We start from the raw sequence: 26,785 nt of genomic DNA, 5'->3' as shown, positions 1-26,785 counted from the left end.
GTGCTCAGATACATTCTCTGGCGCATTGCCGCCATGGTACCGACGCTCTTCGTCATTTCGGCGCTGGTTTTCACCATCATCGAACTGCCGCCCGGCGACTTCTTCGAGAGCCAGATCGCCGAACTGCGCGCCTCGGGCGAGACCGCCAATCTCCAGGAAATCGAGGAGATGCGCCAGCAATACGGCTTCGACAAGCCGGAGATCGTGCGCTATTTCTACTGGGTCGGCGGCATGCTGCACGGCGATTTCGGCTATTCCTTCGAATACCAGCTGCCGGTTTCCGACGTGGTCGGCGAGCGCCTGTGGCTGACGATCCTCGTCTCCTTCACGACGATCCTGCTCACCTGGCTCATCGCCTTCCCGATCGGGATCTATTCGGCCACGCACCAGTACAGCTGGAGCGATTACGGGCTGACCTTCCTCGGCCTGCTCGGCATCGCCATTCCGAACTTCATGCTGGCGCTGATCCTGATGTATTTCGCCAATATCTGGTTCGGCATCTCGATCGGCCATCTGATGGACCAGCAATACATCTCGGCGCCGATGAGCTGGGAGAAGGCGCGCTCGATCCTCTCCCACCTGTGGATCCCCGTCATCATCGTCGGCACGGCCGGCACGGCCGGCATGATCCGTCGCTTACGCGCCAACCTGCTCGACGAGATGCAGAAGCAATATGTGACGACGGCGCGCGCCAAGGGCCTGCATCCGATGCGGGCGCTGGTCAAATATCCGCTGCGCATGGCGCTCAACTTCTTTGTCGCCGATATCGGCTCGATCCTGCCGTCGATCATCTCGGGTGCGGAGATCGTCGCCATCGTGCTGTCGCTGGAAACGACCGGGCCGATGCTGATCAAGGCGCTGCAGAGCCAGGACATGTATCTCGCCGGCTCGTTCCTGATGTTCCTCGCCTTCCTCAACGTCATCGGCGTGCTGATTTCCGATATCGCCCTCGGCTTCCTCGATCCCCGCATCCGTCTGCAAGGCAGGAGCACCAAATAATGTCGCCCCTTCCCGCACCCGGCGCGCCGCTGCCGCATTACGTCTCGACCGCACCTTTCGATCCGCATGCGACCGAAACCATGACGGCGGCGCAATCGCGCATCCATCTCGCCTCGCAGAAGAAGCTGATGTGGTGGAAGTTCAAGCAGCACCGGCTGGCCTTGGTCTCCGGCATCTTTCTCGCCGCAATCTACCTGATGATCCTGATCGTCGAGTTCCTGGCGCCCTACGGCCTGCACACCCGCAACGTCGATTTCATCCATGCGCCGCCGCAGCGCGTCCATTTCTTCGACAAGGGAGAATTCGTCGGCCCCTTCGTCTACGGCCGCAGCATGACGCTGGACCTCGATACGCTGCACCGCGTCTATACAGACCGGCCGAACGACGTGCAGCCGATCCGTTTCTTCTGCCGCGGCGATTCCTATAAATTCTGGGGCCTCGTCGCCTCGAACTATCATCTGGTCTGCCCGTCGATCGGCGGCCAGATGTTCCTGCTCGGCACCGACCGGCTCGGCCGCGACGTGCTCTCGCGCATCCTCTACGGCGCGCGGATCTCGCTGACGATCGGCTTGATCGGCATCGCGATCAGTTTCGTGCTCGGCATCGTCATCGGCGGTCTTGCCGGCTATTGGGGCGGCGTTTTCGATCTCATCGTCCAGCGCCTGATCGAGATATTGCAATCGCTGCCGAGCCTGCCGCTGTGGATGGCGCTCGCCGCCATCATGCCGGTGACCTGGAGCCCGATCGTCATCTATTTCGGCATCACCGTCATCCTCGGCATCATCGACTGGACCGGGCTAGCGCGTGCCGTGCGCTCGAAACTTCTGGCGCTGCGCGAGGAGGATTACGTGCAGGCAGCTCAGCTGATGGGTGCCAGCACGCCGCGCATCATCGGCCGCCATCTGGTGCCGGGCTTCATGTCGCATCTCATCGCCTCGGCGACGATTTCGATCCCCGGCATGATCCTCGGTGAGACCGCGCTCTCCTTCCTCGGCCTCGGTCTTCGCCCGCCGATCACCAGCTGGGGCATTCTGCTGACCGAGGCAAAAAGCGTCAGCGTCATCGCCTTCTATCCTTGGCTGCTCTTTCCGATCATTCCTGTTGTTCTTGTCATTTTGGCGTTCAACTTTCTGGGAGACGGCTTGCGCGATGCGGCAGATCCCTACAAATAGCAGGAAACCCGGCGGCGCCGCACGGCACCGCCCCCGCCTCGTGGCCTCCGGACGGTGGGGGTACTAACGCATGTTGTTCACCCCGGAGGGAACACCCTTGGCCAGACGTCTCGAAGATGCACGCATCCTCATGTACAGCCACGACACTTTCGGCCTCGGCCACCTGCGTCGCTGTCGCGCCATCGCCCATGCGCTGGTCGAGGATTATCGCGGCCTCAACATCCTGATCATTTCGGGCGCGACGATCGCCGGCGCCTTCGACTACCGCGCCCGCGTCGACTTCGTGAAAATCCCGAGCGTCATCAAGCTGCGCAACGGCGAATATACCTCGCTCGCCAGCCATATCGACCTGCACGAGACGTTGAAAATGCGCGAATCGAGCATTCGCCACACCGCCGAGACCTTCCAGCCCGATATTTTCATCGTCGACAAGGAGCCGATGGGGCTGAAGGGTGAGGTCGAGGATACGCTCGCCTATCTCAAGGCCCGCGGCACCGTGCTGGTGCTCGGCCTGCGCGAGGTCATGGACGCGCCGCATCTGCTCGAGGCCGAGTGGAAGCGGAACGGCATCATGCAGAAGATCGACCAATATTACGACAGCGTCTGGGTCTACGGCCCGCCGGATTTTTACGACCCGCTGATCGGTCTCGACGTGCCGGTGAGCCTGCGCCGGAAGATGGATTTCGTCGGCTTCCTGCAGCGCAGCGTCTCCAAGGGCAAGACCTCGATCAACGCCCGAAAGGATAATTATCTGCTGGTCACCACAGGCGGCGGCGGCGACGGCTCCGATCTCGTCCACGACGTGATGAATGCGTATGAGGCCGATCCTACGCTGACGCAGAAGGCGCTCGTCGTGCTCGGGCCTTATATGCCGGCCGCCGAGCGCGCCAAGCTGGTGCAGAAGGGCGAAGCCATCCCCTATATCGAGGTGATCGAGTTCGACAACCACATGGAAGAGCTGATCGACGGCGCCACCGGCGTCGTCGCCATGGGCGGTTACAACACCTATTGCGAGATCCTCTCCTTCGACAAGCCGGCCCTCATCGTGCCGCGCGTCAAGCCGCGCGAGGAACAGCTGTTGCGCGCCAAGCGGGCCAGCGAACTCGGCCTCGTCGACATGCTGCTGCCGGAACAATCGGTCGATCCGATTGTGATGGCCGAGGCGCTGAAGCGCCTGCCCTCCCGCCTGCCGCCGTCGAAGAGCGGCAGCAATATGCATCTCGAAGGGCTCGACCACATTTCGCAGACTGTCGGCCGATGGATCGACGGCCGCGGCAGCCACCTTGCCCTCGTCGGCGCGGAATAGGACCAAGCCTTGCCGCCACGCCGCAAGATCCTCGTTGTGCTGAAAGGCTATCCCCGCCTTTCGGAAACCTTCATCGCCCAAGAACTGCTCGGCCTCGAAAAGGCCGGCTTCGACCTGACGCTGATTTCGATGCGCCGGCCGACCGACAAAAAGCGCCATCCCGTGCATGACGAGATCAAAGCGCGCGTCGTCTACCTGCCGGAATATCTGCACGAGGAGCCGATCCGGGTGCTGAAAGGTCTTATCGCCGGTTTCTCCAAACCCGGCTTCAAGGCGCTGATCAAACGTTTTCTGGCCGATCTGCCACGCGACCTCTCGCGCAACCGCTTCCGCCGCCTCGGCCAGGCGCTGGTGCTGGGGCGTGAATGGCCGGATGGAGGCGAGTGGCTGCATGCCCATTTCATCCACACACCGGCCTCGGTGACGGAATATGCAAGCATCCTGACGGGCACGCCCTGGAGCTGCTCGGCGCATGCCAAGGACATATGGACCTCGCCCGACTGGGAGCTCACCGCAAAACTGAACAGCGCCCGCTGGACCGTCACCTGCACCAGGACGGGTTACGAACACATGCGGACGCTGACATCCCGCAAGGACGCGGTGCACCTGAGCTACCACGGTCTCGATCTCGCCCGCTTCGGCCATTTTGCCGGCGAGCACTCGAACCGCACCGGCAGCGACCCTGACGATCCGGCCTTCATCTTGAGCGTCGGCCGCGCCGTCGAGAAGAAGGGCTACGACGTGCTGCTGCGCGCCCTCGCCCTTCTGCCCGCCGACCTGCACTGGCGCATGGAGCATATCGGCGGCGGCGAGGCGCTGGCGACGCTGAAGGCGCTCGCCGCCGAACTCGGCCTCTCCGACCGCATCGTCTGGAAGGGCGCCATGGCGCAGGAAGACGTGCTCGATCATTACCGCCGCGCGGACCTCTTCGCGCTCGCCTGCCGGATCGCCGCCAACGGCGACCGCGACGGCCTGCCGAACGTGCTTGTGGAAGCCTCGAGCCAGCGGCTGGTTTGCATTTCGACCGAAGTCTCCGGCGTGCCGGAACTTCTGAGGGACGGGGAAAACGGCCTCGTCGTGCCGCCGGAAGATCCGGCGCTGTTGGCCAGAGCCCTGGAGGCGGCGATCCGCGACCCGGCGCTGCGCAAGCGCCTCGGCGACGCCGCCGAAAGGCGGGTGCGCGACGATTTCGACTATCACTCCAGCATCAGACAGCTCAGCGGCCTGTTCGAGGCCGAATGGCAGAAGGCGTCATGACGGCACCGCATATCTTCTTCTACGTCCAGCACCTGCTCGGCATCGGCCATATCGCCCGCGCCAGCCGCATCGCCAATGCGCTCGTCAAGGACGGTTTCGACGTCACTGTCGTGACCGGCGGCCTGCCGGTGCCGGGCTTTCCCGGAGAGGGCGTCAAGACCGTGGCGCTGCCGGCGGTCGTCGCCAGCAATGCCGGCTTTTCCGGCCTCGCCGATGCCGATGGCCGCCCGGTGGGCGAGGATTTCCTCCATGCCCGCCGCGACCTGCTGCTCGAGGCCTTTCATGCCGCAAGGCCCGATGTCGTCATCATCGAAGCCTTCCCTTTCGGCCGGCGGCAGATGCGCTTCGAACTGCTGCCCCTGCTTGCGGCGATCGAGACGGCCGAACCGCGCCCGAAGCTGCTGAGCTCGGTGCGCGACATCCTGCAGGAAAACCGCAAGGCCGGCCGCGACGCGGAAACCGCAGCCCTGGTCAGGGATCATTTCGACGCCGTGCTCGTCCACGGCGATCCCGGCTTCGTCAGGCTCGAGGACACCTTCCCGCTGACGGCAGAGATTGCCGACAGGGTACGTTATACCGGCCTCGTCGCCGCGCCGCCGGCGCCGGAACCGGCTGAGACCTTCGACATCATCGCGTCGGTGGGCGGCGGTGCGGTCGGCGCGGCGCTGATCGGCGCGGCCAAAGAGGCGGCGGTGTTATTGCCAACCGATCTTCGCTGGCTGCTGATCGCAGGGCCGAACCTGCCGGAGGCCGATTTCGCCGCGCTGTCGCAGGATGCACCCGCGAATGTGGCGCTGGTACGCTTCCGCAAGGATTTTCCCTCGCTGCTGCGCGGCGCCAAGGTGTCGATCTCGCAGGCCGGTTACAACACGGTCGGCGACCTCCTGCGCAGTCAGTGCCGAGCGATCCTCATCCCCTTCGTCGCCGGCGGCGAGACCGAGCAGACGGTGCGCGCCGAACGGCTGCAGGCACTTGACCTCGCCGATATCCTGCCGGAAGAGGGACTGACGCCGGGCCATGTGAAGGAAGCCGTCGAAAAGGCGCTCGCCGCACCGCGTCGCGGGAGGGTCCTGCTCGATCTCGACGGAGCGGAGAAGACCGCCGGCATCATTCGCTCCATGATTGCCGAATCGCTCGCCTAATTCAAAAATCCTGTGATATAAGCAAAGTTCCGGCGAGAATCGGCCTTTCTGCAGCCGCTCCCTTCGCCTTGTTTTCATTGCGATATCGGCGGTCCGGCTGCATGGTCCTGTTCTCAACAATTCCTCCCGTCCCGCGCCCGGATCGCGCCTTCGGAATTTCCCAGCAAGCTGACGGTTAGCCATGGAAAAAAGCCTCGCCCGCTACATCTGGAAGAACACGCGGCTGCAGCAGCTGTGGATCCTGGCCGTCGTCGCCGCCTCGATGGTGCCCTATTTCCTGTCCTTCGATCTGCCGAAGCAGATCGTCAATGGACCGATTCAAGGCGAAGGGTTCGAAGGGCCTGGGGCAACTCAGAGATTCATGCATATCGCCTACGACATTCCGCTGATCGGCCATGTCGAATTCTTTCAAGGCGTAGAACTCAACCGTTTCCAGATGCTGATGGCGCTCAGCCTGGTGTTCCTGGCCCTGGTGGTGCTGAACGGCCTCTTCAAATTCTACATCAACACCTATAAGGGGCGGCTCGGCGAACGCATGCTGCGGCGAATCCGCTTCGAGCTCATTGACCGGGTGCTGCGTTTTCCACCGGCTCATTTCAAGCGGGTGAAATCGGCCGAGATCGCCACGATGATCAAGGACGAGGTCGAGCCGATGGGCGGCTTCACCGGCGATGCCTTCGTTTCGCCCGCCCTTCTCGGCGGCCAGGCGATCACCGCGCTTGCCTTCATCATCGTGCAGAATTTCTGGCTCGGCATGATCGCCGCCGGCATCGTCGGCGTCCAGGCGGTCGTCATCCCCCGCATGAGGAAACGCCTCTTGGACCTCGGCCGCCAGCGGCAGCTGACGGCGCGCGAGCTTTCCGGCCGCGTCGGCGAAATCGTCGAGGGCATCGGCACGATCCACGGCAACGACACCTCCAACCTCGAACGTGCCGACATCGCCTGGCGGCTCGGCCGCATCTTCTCGATCCGTTACGACCTTTACCAGTGGAAATTCCTGGTGAAGTTCATCAACAACTTCCTCGCCCAGGTCACGCCTTTCCTGTTTTACGCGATCGGCGGCTACCTCGCATTGCAGGGCCGTCTCGACATCGGCCAGCTCGTCGCCGTCATATCGGCCTACAAGGATCTGCCCGGGCCGCTGAAGGAACTGATCGACTGGGACCAGATGCGCCAGGACGTGCAGGTGAAATACCAGCAGGTCTACGAACAGTTCAACGTCGAACCGCTGATCGACAGCCAGATTCAGGAACTCGCGGCTGCCCCGGTCGGGGCGCTGACCAGCGCCCTCGTCGTCACCAATCTCTCGCTTTCCGACGATAGCGGCGCCCGCCTCGTCGACCACGTCTCGGTCGAAATCAAGCCGAATGAGACGATGGCGATCGTCGGCCCGAACGGCAGCGGCGCGGAAGCCTTCGCCGAAGCACTCGGCCGCATGATCTGGCCGGATTCCGGCCGCATCACCATCGATGGGCGCGACCTGCTGGACCTGCCGGAATCGATCACCGGCCGGCGCATCTCCTATGCCTCGGCCGACACTTTCTTCTTCCATGGCTCGCTCGCCAGCAATCTGCTCTACGGCCTCAAGCATGCGCCGATGACCGATCCCGTCTACGACGAGAAGGAAGCGCTCGAATATAAATGGCATTCGGCCGAGGCCGTGAAGGCCGGCAATCCGACCCTCGACCTCAACAGCGACTGGGTGGATTACCAGGCGGCCGGCGCCAGCGGGCCGGAAGACCTTCTGAAAGCGATCCGGCCGGTGCTCGACGCCGTGCTGATCTCGCAGGATATTCTCGATCTGGCGCTGCGCTCGACCGTCAACACCGACGTGCATGTGGCCGTCAGCGACCATGTCGTCGCGCTGCGCGCTTCGCTCCGGGACCGGCTGCGTGACGAGGGGCTCGACGGCATCGTCGTACCTTTCGATTTCGACGCCTACAACGCCCAGGCGACGGTCGGCGAAAACCTGCTCTTCGGCACGATGAAGCGGCCGCTGATGACCAACCGCAGACTGGCTGCGCACCCTTATTTCCAGCAGCTCTTCCGCGAGACGGGCCTCAGCACCGATCTCTACGCCATGGGCCTCGAGATCGCCGAAAACGCCGTCGAGCTCTTCCATGACCTGCCGCCCGACCATCCTTTCTTCCAGCAGCTGACCTTCATGACGGCGGACGACATTCCGACCTATCAGGCGCTGCTGCAGAAGCTGCAAAGCCGCCGCTTCGAGGACGCCACGCCGGAGGAGCGCTCAGCGATCATCCGGCTGAGTTTCGCCTATATCGAGCCGCGCCACCGCTTCGGCCTGTTGACGACCGAACTGATGGACAAGATCGTCAGCGCCCGAAAACAGTTCCACGCGCATATTCCGGATGATCTCGCCGAGTTGATCGAGCGTTACGACGCCGAGCGTTTCACCCCGTCGGCCAGCCTGATGGACAATGTGCTGTTCGGCCGCATCGCCTATCAGCAGGCCGACGCCTCCGACCGTATCCGCGCCGTCATGGGCGAACTCTTCGACGCGCTCGACCTTTATGACGACGTGCTGTCGATCGGGCTGGAATTCGACGTCGGCTCGGGCGGCAAGCGGTTGACCATGGTGCAACGGCAGAAGCTGAACCTTGCCCGCGCGCTTCTGAAGCGTTCGGACTATTTCATCTTCAACCGGCCGCTGTCGGCACTCGATCAGCGCGTCCAGGACCAGATCACCCGCAACATCATCGAAGACCTTCATAAGGAAGGCGAGCGGCCGGCGATCATCTGGGTGCTTTCCAATGCACGGCTCGCCGAGATGTTCGATCGGATCCTGCTCTTCGACCGCGGCGGCTTGGCCGAAGCCGGGAACTATCCGGAACTTTCCGAGAAAAACGGTATGTTCAAGGAACTGTTATCGTAATATTCTATTGGGGCGGCGATGGTGGGCGTTCCCCGGGGGAACGCTCGGAATTGAAGGCGCCTGGTTCCAAGAACCCTGCGCCCAGGGGATTGAAACGCTCATGCTGTTGAGAGACGAAGTCGAAATGCTGCGCCGGGTGCCGATCTTTTCAAGGATTGCGCCAGCCAAACTCAAGCTTTTGGCCTTCACCTCCGACCGCATGACCTACAAGGCCGGTCAGGATCTCTTCCATCAGGGTGATGTCGGCGACGCCGCCTATGTCATTCTCTCCGGCAGCGCCGATATCATCGTCTCTTCGCCGGCCGGCGAGATCAAGGTCGCCGATGTCGAGCTCAATTCCATCGTCGGCGAAATCGCCATTCTCTGCGACGTCTCGCGCACGGCAACGGTGCGCGCCACCTCGCCGCTCGAAGTGCTGCGCATCAGCAAGGAACACTTCCTGAAGCTGCTCAGCGACTTCCCCGAAATGGCCGTCGAAATCATGCGCGTGCTCGCCGACCGCCTAAACCACACCACCGCGGAACTGACCGCGGCGCGGGCGGCGAAGCAGCCGCAGATGGCCCAATAAGATTTCAGATCAAGATTTCAGCGGTCATCGCATTGCGGCTGCAGAAGGTGCAGTGCGATAGATCAGCAAGAATGGCTGCGAGAAAATCGCCAGTTCATATCCTTCTCCCCGTCAGAGCGGGGAGAAGTCTCGGCGGGCGCACGAGGGACAACCCACCTATTCCCGCTGTTCCAGCGCCTTGCTGAAGGCGAGCGCCGCCAGGGTGCAGATGGCGCCGGAGAGCAGGTAGTAGCCGACGAAGGTCAGGCCGAAGCGGCTGGAGAGGCTGAGCGCCACCAACGGTGCGAAGCCGGCGCCGATCAGCCAGGCGAGGTCCGAGGTGAAGGCAGCACCGGTATAGCGATAGCCGCGGCCGAAACGCGACGAGATCGAACCGGTCGCCTGGCCGAAGGACAGGCCGAGCACGCCGAAGCCGATGATGACGAAAGCGTCGTGGCCGTTATTGCCGGATGCGATCAGGGTCGGCCCGATAAAACTGAAGACGGCGATGATGACGGCGCAGATGGCAAGCTGGGCGCGCCGGCCGATGCGGTCGGCGATCAGGCCCGAGGCGATGATCGCGACGACGCCGACCATGGCGCCGACCACCTGCACGACCATGAAGGTGCCGATCGGCTGGTTGCCGTAAAGGCTCATCCAGCCGAGCGGGAAGATGGTCACCAGGTGAAACATGGCGAAGCTCGCGAGCGGCACGAAGGCGCCGATCAGGATGTCGCGGCCGTGAACGCGCAGCACCTCGAGGATCGGTGCTGCCTCCAGCTCATGTTGCTCGAGCAGCGTGCCGAATTCCTTGGTCATGACCAGGCGCAGACGCGCAAAGAGCGCCACGACATTGATCGCGAAGGCGACGAAGAAGGGATAGCGCCAGCCCCAGGAGAGGAAATCCTCGCTGGAAAGATTGGCGACGAAATAACCGAACAGCGTGCTTGCCAGCGCAAAACCGATCGGCGCGCCGAGCTGCGGGATCATCGCGTACCAGCCACGGTGATTGGGCGGCGCGTTGAGTGCGAGCAGCGATGCCAGGCCGTCCCAGGCGCCGCCGAGCGCAAAGCCCTGGCCGAGACGGAAGAGTGCCAAGAGCGCGATCGACCAGACGCCGATCACCTCGTAACCCGGCAGGAAGGCGATCGAGGCGGTCGAGCCGCCGAGCAGGAAGAGCGCGATCGTCAGCTTGGTGCCACGCCCATACATCCGGTCGATGGTCATGAAAACGACAGAGCCGACGGGACGGGCGAGGAAAGCGAGCGAGAAGATGGCGAAGGAATAGAGCGTGCCGGTCAGCCTGTCGGGCGCGAAAGGAAAGACGAGCTGCGGAAAGACCAGGACCGAGGCGAGGCCGTAGACGAAGAAATCGAAGAATTCCGACATGCGGCCGATCACCACGCCGATGGCGATGCTGCCCGGTGACACCGGCTTGTCGTCGTGAATGCGCCGCGCGTCGCGTTCCAGCGACGACGACGACGGTCCGTAATGCGATGTTGTTGCCATAAACGCCTCCTCGTTAAGGCGCTTCCGGCAAGGCGCCCCAAGCGTGATCTTGATCAAACCCGCAGGCTTATCAAGTCCGTAAGACGGAAATAGTTCATCATCACGGCCCAAATGAAGCGGGGACCGAAAAATTTGCGTGATCCGGACGGAGATTTTCCCCTGCAAATGCTGGCCTGACCGGCTGTTGTGGATATATTGGCTTGAGACATGCGCACGCCTAAAATCCTTCTAATTTCGTCAGGATTTCGAGGCACTAGCGCCCAATGATTTTTGCCGCAGTGCGGCATGTTTGCTGCACTGCGACCTTCCGCCTCATGTCGCGATCCGTTTCAGTGCTTTAGTCGCGGACCAAACGAAACAACAAGAGCTTAGAGACGTGCCAAAACTCATGAAGTTTTCCCGCCTTCTATCCGTCTTGCCGCTGCTTTTCCTGGCAGGATGCAACATGGTGGTCATGGCGCCCTCCGGCGACATCGCCGCGCAACAGCGCGATCTGATCGTCGTCTCGACGGTGCTGATGCTTCTGATCATCGTTCCGGTGATCTTCCTGACGCTGCTCTTCGCCTGGCGCTACCGCCGCTCCAACACGGCCGCGACCTACGCGCCGGAATGGCACCATTCGACCCGCCTCGAAATCGTCATCTGGGCAGCGCCGCTGGCAATCATCATTGCGCTCGGCGCCGTCACCTGGATTTCCACGCACAAGCTCGATCCCTACCGCCCGCTCGACCGCCTCGATGCCGAGCGCGCCATTCCGGCCGATACCAAGCCGCTGACCGTCGAAGTCGTGGCGCTCGACTGGAAATGGCTGTTCTTCTATCCCGAACTCGGCATTGCCACCGTCAACGAGATGGCCGCCCCGGTGGACCAGCCGATCAATTTCAAGATCACCGCTTCCTCGGTGATGAACTCCTTCTACATCCCTGCCCTTGCCGGGCAGATCTACGCAATGCCCGGCATGGAGACGAAGCTGCACGCCGTCATCAACAAAGAAGGCGAGTATGAGGGCTTCTCGGCCAATTACAGCGGCGCCGGCTTCTCGCACATGCGCTTCAAATTCCATGGCCTCAATCGCGAAGGCTTCGACGCCTGGGTGGCCAAGGTCAAGCAGCAGGGCACGATGCTCAACCGCGACGCCTATCTGAAGCTCGAGAAGCCGAGCGAGAAGGAGCCGGTGCGTTATTATGCCGGCGCCGACGGCGATCTTTACACCGCCATCCTCAACATGTGCGCCACGCCCGGCAAGATGTGCATGAACGAGATGATGCACATCGACATGATGGGCGGCGGCGGCAAGGAAAGTGCCGAGAATCGCGAGAAGCTGCAATACGACAACCGCCATGCCGACGAAGGCGTCGTGGCGCCGGGCGCAACCGTGCCGGCGACGGGCGTTCCGGCAAGGGCCGAGCCGCCGCGCAATTCCGGTGGCAGCAGCATGCAGCACGACGTGCCCGACATGCCCGGCATGCAGCATGAAGGCCATTCCATGCCCGCCACGGGCAACGGCGCCGATCCGGCGCCGGCGCAGCTCAACAACAACAATTAACCTGGCGCTTTGCGTCGCAAGACATAATGAACGGGTTGTTCCATGTTTTCCAATCCTGACCTCCTGAAGTTCGTCTTCGGCCGGTTGACCCTCGATGCCATCCCCTATCACGAGCCGATCCTGGTCGTGACCTTCATCGGCGTCGTCATCGGCGGTCTCGCCGTGCTCGGCACAATCACCTATTTCAAGTTCTGGGGCCCGCTCTGGCACGACTGGATCTGCAGCGTCGATCACAAGAAGATCGGCATCATGTATGTGATCCTGGCCGTGATCATGCTGTTGCGCGGCTTCTCCGATGCGATCCTGATGCGCATCCAGCAGGCGATCGCCTTCAACGGATCCGAAGGCTACCTGCCGCCGCACCATTACGATCAGATCTTCACTGCCCACGGCGTCATCATGATCTTCTTCGTGGCGATGCCCTTCGTCACCGGCCTGATGAACTTCGTGGTGCCGCTGCAGATCGGCGCGCGCGACGTGTCGTTTCCCTTCCTCAACAATTTCTCCTTCTGGATGACCACCGCCGGCGCGATCGTCATCATGCTGTCGCTGTTCATCGGCGAATTCGCCCAGACCGGCTGGCTCGCCTACCCGCCGCTGTCGGGCGCCGCCTATAGTCCGGGCGTCGGCGTCGACTATTATATCTGGGGCCTGCAGGTGGCCGGTGTCGGAACGACGCTCTCGGGCATCAACCTGATCGCCACCATCGTCAAGATGCGCGCGCCGGGCATGACCTTCATGAAGATGCCAGTCTTCACCTGGACGGCGCTCTGCACCAACGTGCTGATCGTCGCCTCCTTCCCGATCCTGACGGCAACGCTCGCCCTGTTGTCGCTCGACCGGTATGCCGGGACGAACTTCTTCACCAACGACCTCGGCGGCAATCCGATGATGTACATCAACCTCATCTGGATCTGGGGCCATCCGGAGGTCTACATCCTCGTGCTGCCGGCCTTCGGCATCTTCTCCGAAGTCGTCGCCACCTTCTCGGGAAAACGCCTCTTCGGTTACGCCTCCATGGTCTACGCCACCTGCGTGATCATGATCCTGTCCTACATCGTCTGGCTGCACCACTTCTTCACCATGGGCTCGGGTGCATCAGTCAACTCCTTCTTCGGCATCACCACGATGATCATCTCGATCCCGACAGGGGCGAAGATCTTCAACTGGCTCTTCACCATGTATCGCGGCCGTATCCGCTACGAGGTGCCGATGCTGTGGACGGTCGGCTTCATGGTGACCTTCGTCATCGGCGGCATGACCGGCGTCATGCTCGCCGTGCCGCCGGCGGACTTCGTGCTGCACAATTCGCTGTTCCTCATCGCCCATTTCCACAACGTCATCATCGGCGGCGTTCTGTTCGGCATGTTCGCCGGCGTGAACTACTGGTTCCCGAAGGCCTTCGGCTTCAAGCTCGATCCCTTCTGGGGCAAGCTGAGCTTCTGGTTCTGGCAGATCGGCTTCTGGTTCGCCTTCATGCCGCTCTATGTGCTCGGCCTGATGGGCGTCACCCGCCGCATGAGCCAGTTCGAGGATCCGTCGCTGCAGATCTGGTTCATCATCGCCGCCTTCGGCGTCGGCCTGATCGCGCTCGGCATCGCCGCCTTCATGATCCAGATCGTCGTCAGCTTCATGAAGCGCGAGGAACTGCGTGACGACAGCGGCGATCCCTGGGACGGACGGACGCTCGAATGGTCGACCGCCTCACCGCCGCCGGACTACAACTTCGCCTTCACGCCTGTCGTGCACGACCATGACAGCTGGTACGACATGAAGAACCGCGGCTACCAGCGCCCGCTCGGAGGCTTCAAGCCGATCCATATGCCGAAGAATACCGGCACCGGCGCGATCCTGTCGGCGATCAGCGTCGCCCTCGCCTTCGGCCTGATCTGGTATATGTGGTGGCTGGTCGTCGTCTCCTTCGTCGCCCTGCTGGTCGTGGCGATCGGCCATACCTTCAACTACAGACGCGATTTCTACATCCCCGCCGACGCGGTGACCGAAACCGAAGGCAAGCGCACCGCGCTGCTGGCCGAACAGGTGTAATGACCATGAGCGATCAGACCATCGACACGGCCGAAAAGCCTGAATTCTATCTGACGGAAGACCATCATCCGGAAAACAGCACCAATCTCGGCTTCTGGCTTTACCTGATGAGCGACTGCCTGATTTTCGCCGTGCTGTTTGCCACGCACGGCGTGCTCGGCCGCAATTATGCCGCCGGTCCGTCGCCGGCCGATCTCTTCGATCTGCCGATCGTCGCCCTCAACACCTCGATGCTGCTCTTCTCCTCGATCACCTATGGCTTTGCCATGCTGCAGATGGAGCGAAACGCCAAGGCGGAGACGCTGTTCTGGCTCGCCGTCACCGGCCTGTTCGGCGCAGCCTTCATCGGGCTGGAACTCTACGAATTCGTCCACCTGATCCACGAAGGCGCCGGGCCGACGCGCAGCGCCTTCCTCTCCTCCTTCTTCACGCTGGTCGGCACGCACGGTCTGCACGTCACCTTCGGCATCATCTGGCTGATCACGCTGATGGTGCAGGTGTCGATGCACGGCCTGGTCGAGGCCAACCGCCGCCGGCTGATGTGCCTGTCGATGTTCTGGCACTTCCTCGACGTCGTCTGGATCGGCGTCTTTTCCTTCGTCTATCTCTTGGGAGTTCTCGGATGAGTTCGCAAGCACCTGCCCATGAGGATGCCCACGAGGCCCATCACGGCCACAGCCACGGCCATCAGGCCGGCCACGGCACCTTCCGCAGCTATATGACGGGCTTCGCGCTCTCCGTCATCCTGACCGCCATTCCCTTCTGGCTCGTCATGGCCGGCGTCTTCGACAGCCCGGCGGTGACGGCGGTGCTGGTGATGGCCATCGGGGCGATCCAGATCGTCGTCCATATGGTCTTCTTCCTGCACATGAACCCCAGGAGCGAAGGCGGATGGACGATGATGGCGCTGATCTTCACCATCATCATCGTCGCCATCGCGCTCTCCGGTTCGCTCTGGGTCATGCATCATCTCAACACCAACATGATGCCGATGAGCCCCGAGATGATGAAGAACATGCCGTGACTGTGTCGAAAGGGCGGCGCCACTGCCGCCCGAAGCGATTCTTGCTATGAGTGGGGCTCCCTCGGAACAAGCGGAAAGACGGCATTCGCGTGCAAAGCGCGCTCTCTTCTGCGTCTGCCTGGCGCTGCTCGCCGCCGCGCTCTTTGCCCTCGGCACCTGGCAGGTGCAGCGTCTCGGCTGGAAGCGTGATCTCATCGCCCGCGTCGACCAGCGTGTGCATGCCGCACCCGTACCGGCCCCGGCGCGTGCCGACTGGGACAAGGTCAATGCCGCCGACGACGAATATCGCCGGGTGACCGTGGCCGGAACGCTGGCGAACGACCAGGAGACGCTGGTCTATGCCTCGACGGCGCTCGGCCCGGGTTATTGGGTGATGACGCCGCTGACGCTCGCCGACGGCACCGATATCCTCATCAATCGCGGCTTCGTGCCGATCGAACGGCGCGATCCGACCACGCGCCGCGAGGGTCAGCCGGCAGGCCCGGTCGAGATCACCGGGCTGGTGCGGATGACAGAGCCGAAAGGATCGCTGCTGCAATCCAACGACGTCGCCGCCGACCGCTGGTATTCGCGCGATGTCGCAGCGATCGCGCAGAAGCGCGGCCTTGATGCGGTCGCGCCCTATTTCATCGATGCCGATGCGACCGCCAATCCGGGCGGCCTGCCCATCGGCGGCCTGACGGCCATCCATTTTCCCAACAACCATCTCGTCTATGCGATCACCTGGTACGGGCTGGCGGCGATGGCGCTGGCATTGCTGGTGTTCATCCTGCGCGGCGAGAGGGGAACAGGCCGCCGCGAATAATACGCGTTCCGGCGAGCAGTTGCGCCGCGCAGTTCAAGCTCAGCGGATTAATATCTTGTAAAGTCATGTCGGCTACTGCTTGCCTGACCAGAATAGATAAAAGCTGCAGATGAGCCGGCCGGATTACATCCCCAGTCTCGATGGCCTGCGCGGTCTCGCCGCGCTGTTGGTCGTTCAAGCGCATATCGGCCTTATCTTTCCAAGCACGGCCTTGTATGTGGTGACCATGGGCAGCGAAGCCGTCGGCTTGTTCTTTGCCCTCAGCGGCTTTCTCATGGCCCATCTCTACGGTTCACGGCCGGTGACCAGGGAAAATGTCCTGGATTTTCTGGTGAGCCGCTTTGCCCGCATCTATCCGGTCTATCTGGCTGCCGTTCTGCTCGTGGCGATCCTGTCCGGCATGCAGGATCTAAACTTCGTTCAGCCGATCAACGGCGGCACGGACTTTGTGCGCCATGTCTTTCTTGTCGGCTCGAGCGGCGTTTTCTGGTCAATTCCGCCCGAAATTCAATTCTATCTGCTCTTCCCGGTTCTATGGCTTTGTTTAGTTCGCCCGCATCGCCATAGCGGCGTGATCGCAGGCTTCGCCATTGTCGTCGTCGTCGATGGCCTGCTCGAATTGCCGGGGCCTGGAATCCTACTCCTGTCCAAGCTCCCCTACTTTCTTTTCGGCGCACTTGCCGGTGCGCTGCATTCTCATCTGGAAAGATGGACGCCATCCGCGCTCACGGGAATTTTCACGCTGGTCCTGCTGGCGGTATTCTTCACCTACAGGCATGTCTTGCCGAATTTCTCCCCTGAATTTTGGGGCTTGCAAAGCGCGGTCGCCGCGGCCGTCATCGTAGCGCTCGTCGCACGACAACCGCCCATCGCAGCACGCGTCCTGGCAGCAGGCCCCGTCAGGTTTTTGGGCACGATCAGCTTCTCGCTCTATCTTTTCCACGTCCCGATCATGTTCCTTGTCCACCGGACTTTTGAAACTCTGCTTCCTGAACCGGCGCTGATTGCGGCAGCGCTTTTCGTTGCGGTCGGCGGAGCATGGTTCCTGCATGAAACGATAGAAGTCCCGAGCCGGCGCCTGCTCGTCACCTTGTGGCAGCGTCATCGGTCGCGCCTGGTCTCGCGCCAAACTTCGGCCGAGGGGATCGAACGGGCGATCCTTGATCTGCAACAGACCGAAAAGCGTCTCCTCGGCGGCACAGCTTCAGCCGCGACGGGTGACCTTCGGGAAGCAGCCGGCAGCGCGGTCATCCGGGATGATGGCGACGAGAAGCTCCGCGCATAGCGCAGGCATTCGGAACGTGGCGAAGCAACGCACGTCAGAATCCAGCCCGCCCTCACGCGCCTTGAGCAGCGACCCGGCTGATCGCATCGGCGAGCTGTGCCTGCGAGAAGGGTTTGCCGAGCCGGGGCAGATTGGCGGCGCCGTCGCCGTCGGGCAGATCGGCGTAACCGGTGGCGAGGATGATCGGCATCTCGGGCCACTCGCTGCGGATCGCCTCGGCGAGCTGCGCCCCGGTCATGCGCGGCATGGCGTGATCGCAGATGACCAGATCGACGAGCTCCTTGCGCAGGATGTCGAGCGCCTCGGGACCGGCCATCGCCTCAAAAACGGTGTGGCCGAGATCCTCCAGCATCAGCGTCGTGTTCATCAGCACCAGGCCGTCGTCATCGACGGCGACGATGCGCAGCCGGCGCTGTGCATCATCGTCCGGCTGCGGCACGTCGGCCGGCGCCGCGGTTCTCTGTTCGACGGTCGCGACCGGGAACCACAATTCCGCCGTCGTCCCTTGGCCCGGGCTGCTCTTCAGCATCAGCCGGCCGCCGGACTGGGTGGCAAGACCCTGCACCATGGAAAGGCCGAGACCGGTGCCCTTGCCGACACCCTTGGTGGTGAAGAACGGCGTGACCGCCTGCTCCAGCGTCTTCGCATCCATGCCCTCGCCTTCATCGATCACCGCGATCCTGATATAGCGGCCGGCGGACAGCGGCCCCTTGCCGGCGGCGATCGATTCTTCGGAGGCGCGCAGCACGATGCGGCCGCCGGCCGGCATGGCGTCGCGGGCGTTGACGACGAGGTTGAGGATCGCCATCTCCAGCTGGTTCGGATCGGTGAGGATGGTCGGTAGCCGGACGGGGAAGTAGGTCTCGATCGTGGTGAGGGGGCCGAGCGAACGGCTCAGAATATCCATCATCCCGCGCACCAGGCCGGAGACGTCGAGCGGCTCCATGTGCAATTCCTGCCGGCGGGAGAAGGCCAGCATGCGCTGGGTCAAGGCCGCTCCCCGCTGGGCGCCCTGCATGGCATTGTCGACCAGCGATGTCAGCGACAGATCCTGCGGCATGCGCTTCTTCAGGATCTCCAGGCTGCCGAGCACGGCCATCAGCAGATTGTTGAAATCATGGGCGATACCGCCGGTCAGCTGACCGATCGCCTCCATCTTCTGCGATTGGAAAAGCTCTTCGCGCGCCTGCTCCAGCGCCCGCTGCGTCTCCATCTTCTCGGTGATATCGCGGGTGATCTTGGCAAAACCGAGCACGTCGCCGTCATCACCGCGGATGACGTCGACGACGATGCTGGCCCAGAAGCGGGTGCCGTCCTTGCGGACACGCCAGCCTTCCCGCTCGAACCGGCCTTCGACGCAGGCGACGCGAAGCGCGGTCTCCGGCAGGCCGGCGGCGCGGTCCTCCGGCGTATAGAAAGTCGAGAAATGCCGGCCGATGATTTCATCCGGCCGATAGCCCTTGATCCGCTCGGCGCCGGAATTCCAGCTGCTGACATTGCCATTGGGATCGAGCATGTAGATCGCGTAGTCCGAGACGCCCTGGACAAGCCGGCGGAACTGTTCCTCACTCTGACGGATCGCGTTTTCGGCTGCCCTGCGTTCGGTCAGATCGCGGGTGATCTTGGCAAAGCCGATAAGCTCGCCGGAGGGGCGGCGGATCGGATCGATGACGACATGCGCCCAGAAGCGGCTGCCGTCCTTGCGCTGGCGCCAGCCCTCCCCCTCGAACCGTCCCTGCTCGAGCGCCGTGGCAAGCGCGCGCTCGGGAATTCCGGCCGCGCGATCCTCTTCGACATAAAAACGGGAAAAATGTTCGCCGAGAATTTCCGAAGGCTTATAGCCCTTGAAGCGCTGAGCGCCGGTATTCCAGCTGGTGACGATGCCTTCGGGGCTCAGCATGTAGATCGCGTAGTCGGTGATGGCATCGACCAGAAGGCGAAAGCGCCCCTCTTCGTGAAGAGACGTATCATGTCGATCCAGCACTTCCATCTGCCCCTCTCGGTCACCAGCGCTTTCAACGCGGCGGGGTGCAGATGGTTCCGAAAAGATCACACTTTTTCAAACCGCCTTGACTTGCGGATAGAAGCGCTCGCCGATCCGCTCGGCCGCGGCATAGGCCTGCGAGACGATCTCGGGCACGAGATCGATATCGGGCAGGCTACCGAGGCCGAGCGGACCGACGGCAAAGAGCCCGGCAACCGTCGAACCGTCATCCAGGAAGGGCTCGCCCCGCGCAGTGACCGCCAGTCCGAGCGAGAGTTCGTCCGGCATGGCAAGGCCGGCGGAAAACAGGCTTTGCATCAGCGGCGCCGAGAGATCCGGCGCCTGGCAGCGGCAATCGATGATGCGCTCGGCATGGATCACCTCCTCGGCAGAGGATCCCGCCGGTGTGAAAAACAGGCCGCTCAGGCCCCTGCGACCGACCCGGCCGCGGCGCAGCACCGTGCGGCCTTCGGCAAGCTCGCGCTGCAGGCGCAGGTGCATGGCCTCCGGCAGGCGGTTGCGATGGCTGTCGTAGATCGCTCGCAAATGCCGGTTGAACTGATGTTTGTCGCGGGCCGGCAGCGAGCGCCAGAGCGAGCGGGCGTGTTTCCGCAGGCCGTTCATCACCGATTGCCAGCTTCGCCCCTCTTCTTCCGCCTCGCGACAGGCCTGCCGGATGAAGCGCACGATATCAGGCAGGCTCTCGGGCAGCGCTTCGGCCGGAAAGACCGGATCGGCGGCGTTCGGCGTGTGGCTCTGCGGCAGAAAACCGTGTCGCGAAAGGATCGTCACCTGGCCAGCATAGCCGGAATCGCGCAGCTGCAGCAGCTGGTCGACGACGCGGATGCCGCTGCCGAGCAGCACCGCATGCGGCCGCGCGACGAGGCGCTGGGCGCGGACCGGCGAAGCATCCGGCGCCTCGGCATGCGGACCGCTGAGACCGTAGCCGGTGGCGAGGATCACCGTATCGAACAGCGGATTGGACGGATTGGTGCTTTCGAGCAGGAAGCGGTTGCCGTGGCTGCGGCGGATCGTCACCACAGGATCGTTGCAGACCTGAACGGTGATGTCCCGGCGCGCCGCCAGCGCTTCGGAAAAGCGCTGGTAGACGTAATCGCTGAAGATTTCCTTCGGCACGAAGATCTGCCGGAAACCCGGAATGGCGGCCGGCACGGCGGCGCGGAAGGCGGCGTTGCTACAGAGCCAGTCGTTGAAATCGTCGCTGTCGCCGACCGAGACCGAGAGATCGCGAACGCGAGTATTGAGGATGGTCGAGGCACGGGCAGAGGCGAGCGCCTGGCCGCCGCTGACCGAGGAATTCGGATCGAACAGCTGCAGGTGGAAGGGTGCGCGCACCGTCCTCATCAGCGCAATGGCCGTCATCATGCCGGAGAAGCCGCGCCCGACGATCGCAATGCGCGGAACGACTGATATCTGCGCCGCCGCATTGGCCCTTGCGGAGAAAAGTCCCTGAACCGTCATCGCAACTCCTTTGCGGCTTCATCAGCACCCTTGGGGTCGATCGAGGTTTCAACGCATGAACATCCGGCCACGCGTTGATGAGGGTCATGCGGCAATCCACGGCTGCCGCAGCATCGGGTCCGATCAGGCGAGCCCGCAAGAAAACGAGGGGCAACTCCCCTCGCTGATAGTCTATCAAACTGGTCGTGTATGAAAGCGCGAAACAGCCCACCTGGCAAGAACTTTGTTGCCAATTTCCATAACTAATTGAATTAATTGTAATTTTAAAAGCGTGACCAGTGACCGAGCCTCAACGGTCCTCGCCCGGATATTGCTTCGCCTTCAATAGGCCCGCCAGATGCGCCGTGTTGCGCGCCAGCATGTCGACGGCTTTCGTCACGACCTTCGGCACCTTGTCGAGATCGACGAAATTGGTGGAACCCATCGCCTCTCCAACCCAATAGGCAACGGCATTGGCCGGGATGGTGAAGCCGACATCGTTCAGCGCCTGATAGAGTTCGGCCGACACGTGATGGGCGCCGTCCTCGTTGCCGGCGACGGCAACGGCCGCGACCCTGCCATAGGAAACCATCCGGCCCTGATCGTCCGTCTCATCGAGGAAGGCGTCCATGCGCTCGAGCGCCCGCTTGCAGACGCTGGACGGCTGGCCGAGCCAGATCGGCGTCGCCAGCAGCAGGATATCGGCGTCGAGCAGCTTTGCGCGAATATCGGGCCAATCGTCGCCTTCGCCCTCATCCGACGCGACGCCCGGCTTGACGTTGAAATCGGCAAGGCGGAGCACTTCGGTCACGACCCCGTATTCCGACATCGCCTTGTCGATGAGACCGATCATCCGGTCGGTGGAAGATGGATCCTCGGCGTCGCTGGTCTTCAGCGTGGCGTTGAGAGCAAGGGCTTTCAGCGGCATCGTATCTCTCCGGTAACGGTTGCCCGACAGGTCCTGCCTGCTGCAACCCACCCGCGCGCCGATTGTTCCCGCAGGGCATGCGAGGCGGCCTCACGCAAAAATAACCAGTTGGTGAATTCTTTACTTGAACCGCCAAATGGAATCGGCAAAAGTGACGGTGCTATCAATCCCTTCATGGATTTGCCGTCTTTTCGGGCCAGCGTCCGAGCACACATCTATTGGAAAAACACCGTGAGCAGCGATGCGTTAACACGTGCGACGAAGCCTTCGGCTTCGATGGCGCTTGCAACTGCGGCAGGCTGGGGCCGAGGCCTCTATACACTGGTGCGCATCACCGTGATGGCCCTCCGCCACCCCTGGCAGGCGGGTTTTGCGATCGGCGCAACTCTTGTCGCCTCGACCTTCCAGCTGATGATCCCCCGGCTTCTCGGCCAGGCCGTCGACCACACGCAGATGGCAATGGGCGGCGGGGCGGCGGGCCAGGCGGCGCAGGACGCGCTGCTGACCACGGCCTTGCTGCTGCTCGGCGCCAGCGTGCTGCGCGGCCTCTTCACCATGGTGCAGAACTATTACAGCGAAGCCGTCGGCCATCACATAGGCTACGAGCTGCGCCTGGCCTGCTACGAAAAGATCCAGCGTCTCTCCTTCAGCTTTCACGACACGGTGCATTCCGGCGACCTGATCACCGTCGGGCTGCTCGATCTCGAAGGCGTGCGCATGTATTTTTCCACCGCCCTGGTGCGCATGATCCTGCTCACGATCCTGATCGGCATCGGCGCCTATCTGCTGCTGTCGACTGATGTCGTGCTCGGGCTGCTGGCGCTCTCCTTCGTGCCCTTCGTCGGCTGGCGTTCCTCGGTGACGCAGCTCAGGCTGCGCGCCACCTGGCTCGATCTGCAGGAGCGGCTGTCGGTGCTGACCCGCATCATGGAGGAGAATCTCGGCGGCATCCGCGTCGTGCGCGCCTTTGCCGCGCAGGAGCACGAGCTCACGAAATTCGATGCGGCCTCGAAGAATGCCCTGGCGCTCGCCCATCAGCGCGTCGGCATCCGCGTCACCAATACCAGCGCCATGACCTTTTCCTTCTTCACCGCCATGGGCCTCGTGCTCTGGATCGGCGGCGGCAAGGTAATGTCGGGCGAGATCACCGTCGGCACGCTCGCCTCGTTCCTGACCTTCATGACCATCCTGCAGATGCCGGTGCGCCAGCTCGGCCTGATGGTCAACGCCTTTGCCCGCGCCTCCACCTGCGGCTCGCGCCTCTTTGCCCTGCTCGACCTCGACATCGCGATCAAGGACGCGCCGGATGCCAGGGAACTGGCGGTGACGGATGGCGTGCTGCGCTTCGAGAATGTCAGCTTCGCCTATCCTGGCTCGGAAAAGCGCACTGTGCTGCAGGATGTCTCCTTCGAAGCCAGGCGCGGCCAGACGATCGGCATCGTCGGGCCGCCCGGCAGCGGCAAATCGACCATCGCCCATCTGATCCCGCGTTTCTACGACGTCAGCGGCGGCAGGATCACCATCGACGGCCAGGATATCCGCAAGGCGACGCTGCAGTCGCTGCGCCGGGCCGTTGCCGTCGTGCAGCAGGATTCCTTCCTGTTCACGACGACGATCGAGAACAACATCGCCTATGGCGACCCCTGGGCCAAGGAAGGCCGCATCGAACGCGCCAGCGAAAGCGCCCAGCTGCACAATTACGTGCTCGGCCTCCCCATCGGCTACGGCACCGTCGTCGGCGAACGCGGCGTATCGCTATCCGGCGGCCAGCGGCAGCGCCTGTCGATCGCCCGCGCGCTGATGCTGAAGCCGGCGGTGATGGTGTTCGACGATTCGACGGCGGCAATCGACGCGGCGACCGAACAGCGCATCCGCAGCGCCATGCGCCGCTATGCTGCCGACCGGGTGACGATCATCGTCGCCCATCGCCTGAGCTCGCTGATGCATGCCGACCTGATCCTGTTCGTCGAAGACGGAAGGATCGTCGAGCGCGGCACGCATCAGGCGCTGCTTGCGCTCGGCGGCCGCTACAAGGCGCTCTACGACCTGCAGGTGCGGCCGGGCGATGAAGTGCTGAGTGCGTAACTCCCCTCTTCTCCCACCGGGGAGAAGTGCCGAGCAAAGCGAGGCGATGAGGGGGCGAGGAGCGATAGCGACGAGTGCGCTGAGCGGAAGCGAAGGGCAAACGGGGGCGTGCCGTGTGGCCCCCTCATCCGCCCTTCGGGCACCTTCTCCCCGCTGGGGAGAAGCGCGGACAAGCAATTGATGTGCGGACCACCCTCAAGTGTTGGCCGCAGGAGGAACGACGATGGCCGAGGAACTGGAAACAGAGCGTCCCGACGTGCGCGAGGATGGGCGCCGGCCGCCGCGGGCGGTGGTCGGTTCGCACCGCGTCGAGGAGGAAATGTTCGGCAAGGCCTTCGACGGCAACATCGTCAAGCGCATCTGGGCTTTCGTCCACCCCTACCGCACCCAGGTGCTCTGGGCGATCGCTGCTGTCCTGACCTTCACGATGATGCAGTTGCTGATCCCGCTGATCATCCGTTACGCCATCGACCACGGCATGTCGCCGGGCGGCAATCCTTCGGCGCTGATTTGGGCGATTGTCGCCTTCGCCATCGCCATCCTTATCAATTATGCGGCAAGCTACGCTCAGGAGACGCTGGTCGGCAATGTCGCGGAAGAGGTGCTCTTCGACATCCGAAAGGCGATGTTCTCGCATCTCCAGCGCGTCTCGCTCTCCTTCATGGACAAGACCGAAGTGGGGCGGCTGATGTCGCGCCTGCAGGGCGACGTCAACTCGATGCAGGAATTCCTCGAAACCTCGGTGCTTTCGGTCGGCGACATCGTGCTGCTCTTCGGCATCGTTTTCGTGATGCTCTATCTCGATTTCAAGCTGGGGCTGCTGACGCTCTCGGTGCTGCCGGTGCTCTTCGTCGTCCGGCTGTTCTGGCTGCCGCTCGCCCGCAAATCCTTCATGGCCGCGCATGAGACCAATTCGGTCGCCAACGGCGCACTTGCCGAAGCGATCCATGGCGTGCGCGCCGTCCAGAGCATGGACCGGCAGGGCGTCAACTTCACGCTCTACGACGACAAGGCGCATGCCAACCTCAAGACGCATCTGACGGCGGCGCGTTATGCGCAGGTGATGGTGCCGATCGTCGACAGCCTGACGGGCGTGGCAATGGCGCTTGTCATCGTCGTCGGCGGCGCCCGCGTTCTCAACCAGGCGCTCGATGTCGGCGTGCTCGTCGCCTTCCTGTTCTACATCCAGCGCTTCTTCGACCCGATCCGGTCGCTGACCCTGCAATATTCGGTGATGCAGCGCGCCATGGCGTCCGGCCAGCGGCTGACCGAAGTGCTCGACGTGCCCGTCGACATCAAGGACGCACCCAACGCCAAGGCGCTGTCGCGCGACATGGACGGTTCGGTCGAATTCAAGGACGTCGTCTTCGGCTACAATCCGAAGCATCCGGTGCTGAAACATGTGAGCTTCAAAGTCAATCCCGGCGAGACGGTGGCACTGGTCGGGCCGACGGGTTCCGGCAAATCAAGCTGCATGTCGCTGATCCATCGTTTCTACGACGTCCAGCAGGGCGAGGTGCTGGTCGGCGGCCACGATGTGCGTGACCTGACGCAGGATTCGCTCGGGGCGCAGATCGCCATGGTGCTGCAGGAGCCCTTCCTCTTCACCGGCACCGTCTTCGAAAACATCCGCTACCACAAGCTGAAGGCGACGCGCGAGCAGGTGATCGAGGCGGCCAAGGCGGTCGGCGCCCATGATTTCATCATGCGCCTGCCCGATGGTTACGACAGCATTCTCGGCGAGCGCGGCGGCAATCTTTCGCTCGGCCAGCGCCAGCTTTTGAGCTTTGCCCGGGCGCTGGTGGCGGACGCGAAGATCCTCGTGCTCGACGAGGCGACCGCCAATATCGACAGTTATACCGAAATGCTGATCCAAAAGGCGCTGGTGAAGCTGCTCGAAAACCGTACCGGCCTGGTCATCGCCCACCGCCTGGCGACGATCCGCGAGGCCGATCGCATCATCGTGCTGCAGAACGGCGAGATCATCGAAAGCGGTGACCATCGCCAGCTGATGAAGAACGGCAAGCTGTACTCCAGGCTCTATAACCTCAATTACGCCTCGTTCGACGATATACCCGAAGATGTGCTGGAGGAGACGACGGCGACGCAATCGGCAACCTGACTGCATTAACGCCTGTCGCAAAGTTTGAACGAACAAACGCCTTGCTGCCGTATTTCCCTATTATCCCCGGCGAGTGCCCACTGAGGAGAATGTTATGAAGAGAATTATTAGCAGCCTGTTGATCGCGACGGCCCTTGTTGGATCGGCTATTCAGCCCGCTGCCGCGCGCGACCGTCATCACGACAATACCGGCCGCATCATCGCCGGCGGTGTAGCCGCAGGTGTCGTCGGCGGCCTGATCGGCGGCGCAATCGCCAATGGTGGCCCGCGCTACGTCGATGAAGGCCCTCGTTATGTGGAGAGCCCCCGCTATATCGAACCCCAGCCGAGATGCTGGTATGAGGACCGCGACGTCCGCAACCGCTATGACGGCGGCTACCACGCCGAAACCGTGCAGGTCTGCGAGTAGACCTGCAGTTTTTTGAAGCGGCGTTGAATTCGTCAGCGTCGCTTGACCCTCAGCCGAGGTTGCGTTCCGCAGCCTCGGCTTTTTTAATTCAATAACAACGGCATGCCGGCCAGGAGAGCAGCCCCTCATCCGGCTGCCGCCACCTTTGTAACTTCCCTTTACCCGCTATTGGCGTAGTACTGCCTGTTGCGGTGGCGGATGGAAGACCGTTGCACCTTTGGGACCCCAAGCCCGGCCACTATGCCGCGACCTCTCCGTTTCT

At 62.7% G+C, this 26,785-nt stretch carries 20 protein-coding genes; 16 read left to right on the top strand and 4 right to left on the bottom strand.

From position 1 onward, the window contains the following. From K6M89_RS19775 to K6M89_RS19745, 7 genes are all read left to right on the top strand, one after another. Positions 1-999, top strand: coding sequence for an ABC transporter permease (locus K6M89_RS19775; RefSeq protein ID WP_097581826.1), 999 nt, complete (start codon positions 1-3; stop codon positions 997-999). Continuing rightward, positions 999-2,171 carry an ABC transporter permease gene (locus K6M89_RS19770; RefSeq protein ID WP_170964833.1) on the top strand — a complete coding sequence of 391 codons (1,173 nt, stop codon included), beginning with the start codon at positions 999-1,001 and terminating at the stop codon, positions 2,169-2,171. Before K6M89_RS19775 ends, K6M89_RS19770 begins: the two co-directional genes overlap by 1 nt. Positions 2,172-2,268: 97 nt before the next feature. Beyond that, entirely contained in the window at positions 2,269-3,477 is a 1,209-nt protein-coding gene (locus K6M89_RS19765; protein WP_097581825.1) for a glycosyltransferase family protein, read from the top strand. A 9-nt stretch (positions 3,478-3,486) separates the two neighbouring features. Continuing rightward, positions 3,487-4,734 (top strand): glycosyltransferase family 4 protein, encoded by a 1,248-nt coding sequence (locus K6M89_RS19760; protein ID WP_097581824.1) that lies wholly within the window; start codon positions 3,487-3,489, stop codon positions 4,732-4,734. Then, entirely contained in the window at positions 4,731-5,876 is a 1,146-nt protein-coding gene (locus K6M89_RS19755) for a glycosyltransferase family protein (RefSeq protein ID WP_222140642.1), read from the top strand. The genes K6M89_RS19760 and K6M89_RS19755 overlap by 4 nt, the downstream gene beginning before the upstream one ends. Positions 5,877-6,057: 181 nt before the next feature. After that, on the top strand, positions 6,058-8,772 hold the full coding sequence (locus K6M89_RS19750) for an ABC transporter ATP-binding protein (protein ID WP_222140641.1): 2,715 nt from the start codon (positions 6,058-6,060) through the stop codon (positions 8,770-8,772). Between the two features lie 100 nt (positions 8,773-8,872). Beyond that, entirely contained in the window at positions 8,873-9,340 is a 468-nt protein-coding gene (locus tag K6M89_RS19745; protein ID WP_004679746.1) for a cyclic nucleotide-binding domain-containing protein, read from the top strand. Positions 9,341-9,496: 156 nt separating this feature from the next. On the opposite strand, the gene K6M89_RS19740 is transcribed toward K6M89_RS19745, so the two are convergent. After that, positions 9,497-10,828 (bottom strand): MFS transporter, encoded by a 1,332-nt coding sequence (locus K6M89_RS19740; RefSeq protein ID WP_097581821.1) that lies wholly within the window; start codon positions 10,826-10,828, stop codon positions 9,497-9,499. 376 nt (positions 10,829-11,204) lie between these two features. Here K6M89_RS19740 and cyoA point away from each other — a divergent pair, with 376 nt between their 5' ends. The 6 genes from cyoA to K6M89_RS19710 all read left to right on the top strand — a co-directional run bounded on the left by cyoA (position 11,205) and on the right by K6M89_RS19710 (position 17,534). Next, the gene (gene cyoA / locus K6M89_RS19735; RefSeq protein ID WP_222140640.1) at positions 11,205-12,374 is read left to right on the top strand and encodes a ubiquinol oxidase subunit II; all 1,170 of its coding nucleotides are present in this window, start codon (positions 11,205-11,207) and stop codon (positions 12,372-12,374) included. A gap of 42 nt (positions 12,375-12,416) precedes the next feature. Next, positions 12,417-14,420: a cytochrome o ubiquinol oxidase subunit I gene (cyoB, locus tag K6M89_RS19730; protein ID WP_222140639.1), complete on the top strand. Its 2,004-nt coding sequence runs from the start codon at positions 12,417-12,419 to the stop codon at positions 14,418-14,420. A 5-nt stretch (positions 14,421-14,425) separates the two neighbouring features. Beyond that, complete coding sequence (cyoC, locus tag K6M89_RS19725) at positions 14,426-15,046, top strand: cytochrome o ubiquinol oxidase subunit III (RefSeq protein ID WP_222140638.1); 621 nt, start codon at positions 14,426-14,428, stop codon at positions 15,044-15,046. Beyond that, entirely contained in the window at positions 15,043-15,444 is a 402-nt protein-coding gene (cyoD, locus tag K6M89_RS19720; protein ID WP_097581817.1) for a cytochrome o ubiquinol oxidase subunit IV, read from the top strand. The genes cyoC and cyoD overlap by 4 nt, the downstream gene beginning before the upstream one ends. A 46-nt stretch (positions 15,445-15,490) precedes the next feature. Further along, the gene (locus K6M89_RS19715; protein WP_222140637.1) at positions 15,491-16,249 is read left to right on the top strand and encodes an SURF1 family protein; all 759 of its coding nucleotides are present in this window, start codon (positions 15,491-15,493) and stop codon (positions 16,247-16,249) included. 109 nt (positions 16,250-16,358) lie between these two features. Then, the gene (locus K6M89_RS19710) at positions 16,359-17,534 is read left to right on the top strand and encodes an acyltransferase family protein (protein WP_222140636.1); all 1,176 of its coding nucleotides are present in this window, start codon (positions 16,359-16,361) and stop codon (positions 17,532-17,534) included. A 52-nt stretch (positions 17,535-17,586) separates the two neighbouring features. Here K6M89_RS19710 and K6M89_RS19705 read toward each other — a convergent pair whose 3' ends face one another. The 3 genes from K6M89_RS19705 to K6M89_RS19695 form a co-directional block, all read right to left on the bottom strand. After that, positions 17,587-19,524, bottom strand: coding sequence for a hybrid sensor histidine kinase/response regulator (locus K6M89_RS19705; RefSeq protein ID WP_222140635.1), 1,938 nt, complete (start codon positions 19,522-19,524; stop codon positions 17,587-17,589). A 69-nt stretch (positions 19,525-19,593) separates the two neighbouring features. Next, positions 19,594-21,000: an FAD/NAD(P)-binding protein gene (locus K6M89_RS19700; RefSeq protein WP_222140634.1), complete on the bottom strand. Its 1,407-nt coding sequence runs from the start codon at positions 20,998-21,000 to the stop codon at positions 19,594-19,596. Positions 21,001-21,289: 289 nt separating this feature from the next. Continuing rightward, positions 21,290-21,907 carry a flavodoxin family protein gene (locus K6M89_RS19695; protein ID WP_222140633.1) on the bottom strand — a complete coding sequence of 206 codons (618 nt, stop codon included), beginning with the start codon at positions 21,905-21,907 and terminating at the stop codon, positions 21,290-21,292. A 276-nt stretch (positions 21,908-22,183) separates the two neighbouring features. On the opposite strand from K6M89_RS19695, the gene K6M89_RS19690 reads away from it, so the two are divergent. From K6M89_RS19690 to K6M89_RS19680, 3 genes are all read left to right on the top strand, one after another. Next, a complete protein-coding gene (locus tag K6M89_RS19690) occupies positions 22,184-23,992 on the top strand; it encodes an ABC transporter ATP-binding protein (protein ID WP_222140750.1) in 1,809 nt (602 codons plus the stop codon). A 223-nt stretch (positions 23,993-24,215) separates the two neighbouring features. After that, complete coding sequence (locus tag K6M89_RS19685; protein ID WP_222140632.1) at positions 24,216-26,114, top strand: ABC transporter ATP-binding protein; 1,899 nt, start codon at positions 24,216-24,218, stop codon at positions 26,112-26,114. A 94-nt stretch (positions 26,115-26,208) separates the two neighbouring features. Next, positions 26,209-26,523 carry a hypothetical protein gene (locus tag K6M89_RS19680; RefSeq protein WP_222140631.1) on the top strand — a complete coding sequence of 105 codons (315 nt, stop codon included), beginning with the start codon at positions 26,209-26,211 and terminating at the stop codon, positions 26,521-26,523. The last annotated feature ends 262 nt before the right edge of the window (positions 26,524-26,785 follow it).

This window comes from Rhizobium croatiense (genome assembly GCF_019793465.1).
Lineage (GTDB): Bacteria > Pseudomonadota > Alphaproteobacteria > Rhizobiales > Rhizobiaceae > Rhizobium > Rhizobium croatiense.
This window is presented reverse-complemented; position numbering and strand designations above follow the sequence as displayed.

Excerpts from the sequence above, each read along its gene's own strand:
- K6M89_RS19770 (WP_170964833.1), top strand. The coding sequence starts at position 999 with ATGTCGCCCCTTCCCGCACCCGGCGCGCCGCTGCCGCATTACGTCTCG.
- K6M89_RS19755 (WP_222140642.1), top strand. The coding sequence starts at position 4,731 with ATGACGGCACCGCATATCTTCTTCTACGTCCAGCACCTGCTCGGCATC.
- K6M89_RS19750 (WP_222140641.1), top strand. The coding sequence starts at position 6,058 with ATGGAAAAAAGCCTCGCCCGCTACATCTGGAAGAACACGCGGCTGCAG.
- K6M89_RS19745 (WP_004679746.1), top strand. The coding sequence starts at position 8,873 with ATGCTGTTGAGAGACGAAGTCGAAATGCTGCGCCGGGTGCCGATCTTT.
- K6M89_RS19740 (WP_097581821.1), bottom strand. The coding sequence starts at position 10,828 with ATGGCAACAACATCGCATTACGGACCGTCGTCGTCGTCGCTGGAACGC.
- cyoB (WP_222140639.1), top strand. The coding sequence starts at position 12,417 with ATGTTTTCCAATCCTGACCTCCTGAAGTTCGTCTTCGGCCGGTTGACC.
- cyoC (WP_222140638.1), top strand. The coding sequence starts at position 14,426 with ATGAGCGATCAGACCATCGACACGGCCGAAAAGCCTGAATTCTATCTG.
- cyoD (WP_097581817.1), top strand. The coding sequence starts at position 15,043 with ATGAGTTCGCAAGCACCTGCCCATGAGGATGCCCACGAGGCCCATCAC.
- K6M89_RS19715 (WP_222140637.1), top strand. The coding sequence starts at position 15,491 with ATGAGTGGGGCTCCCTCGGAACAAGCGGAAAGACGGCATTCGCGTGCA.
- K6M89_RS19710 (WP_222140636.1), top strand. The coding sequence starts at position 16,359 with ATGAGCCGGCCGGATTACATCCCCAGTCTCGATGGCCTGCGCGGTCTC.
- K6M89_RS19705 (WP_222140635.1), bottom strand. The coding sequence starts at position 19,524 with ATGGAAGTGCTGGATCGACATGATACGTCTCTTCACGAAGAGGGGCGC.
- K6M89_RS19700 (WP_222140634.1), bottom strand. The coding sequence starts at position 21,000 with ATGACGGTTCAGGGACTTTTCTCCGCAAGGGCCAATGCGGCGGCGCAG.
- K6M89_RS19695 (WP_222140633.1), bottom strand. The coding sequence starts at position 21,907 with ATGCCGCTGAAAGCCCTTGCTCTCAACGCCACGCTGAAGACCAGCGAC.
- K6M89_RS19690 (WP_222140750.1), top strand. The coding sequence starts at position 22,184 with ATGGCGCTTGCAACTGCGGCAGGCTGGGGCCGAGGCCTCTATACACTG.
- K6M89_RS19685 (WP_222140632.1), top strand. The coding sequence starts at position 24,216 with ATGGCCGAGGAACTGGAAACAGAGCGTCCCGACGTGCGCGAGGATGGG.
- K6M89_RS19680 (WP_222140631.1), top strand. The coding sequence starts at position 26,209 with ATGAAGAGAATTATTAGCAGCCTGTTGATCGCGACGGCCCTTGTTGGA.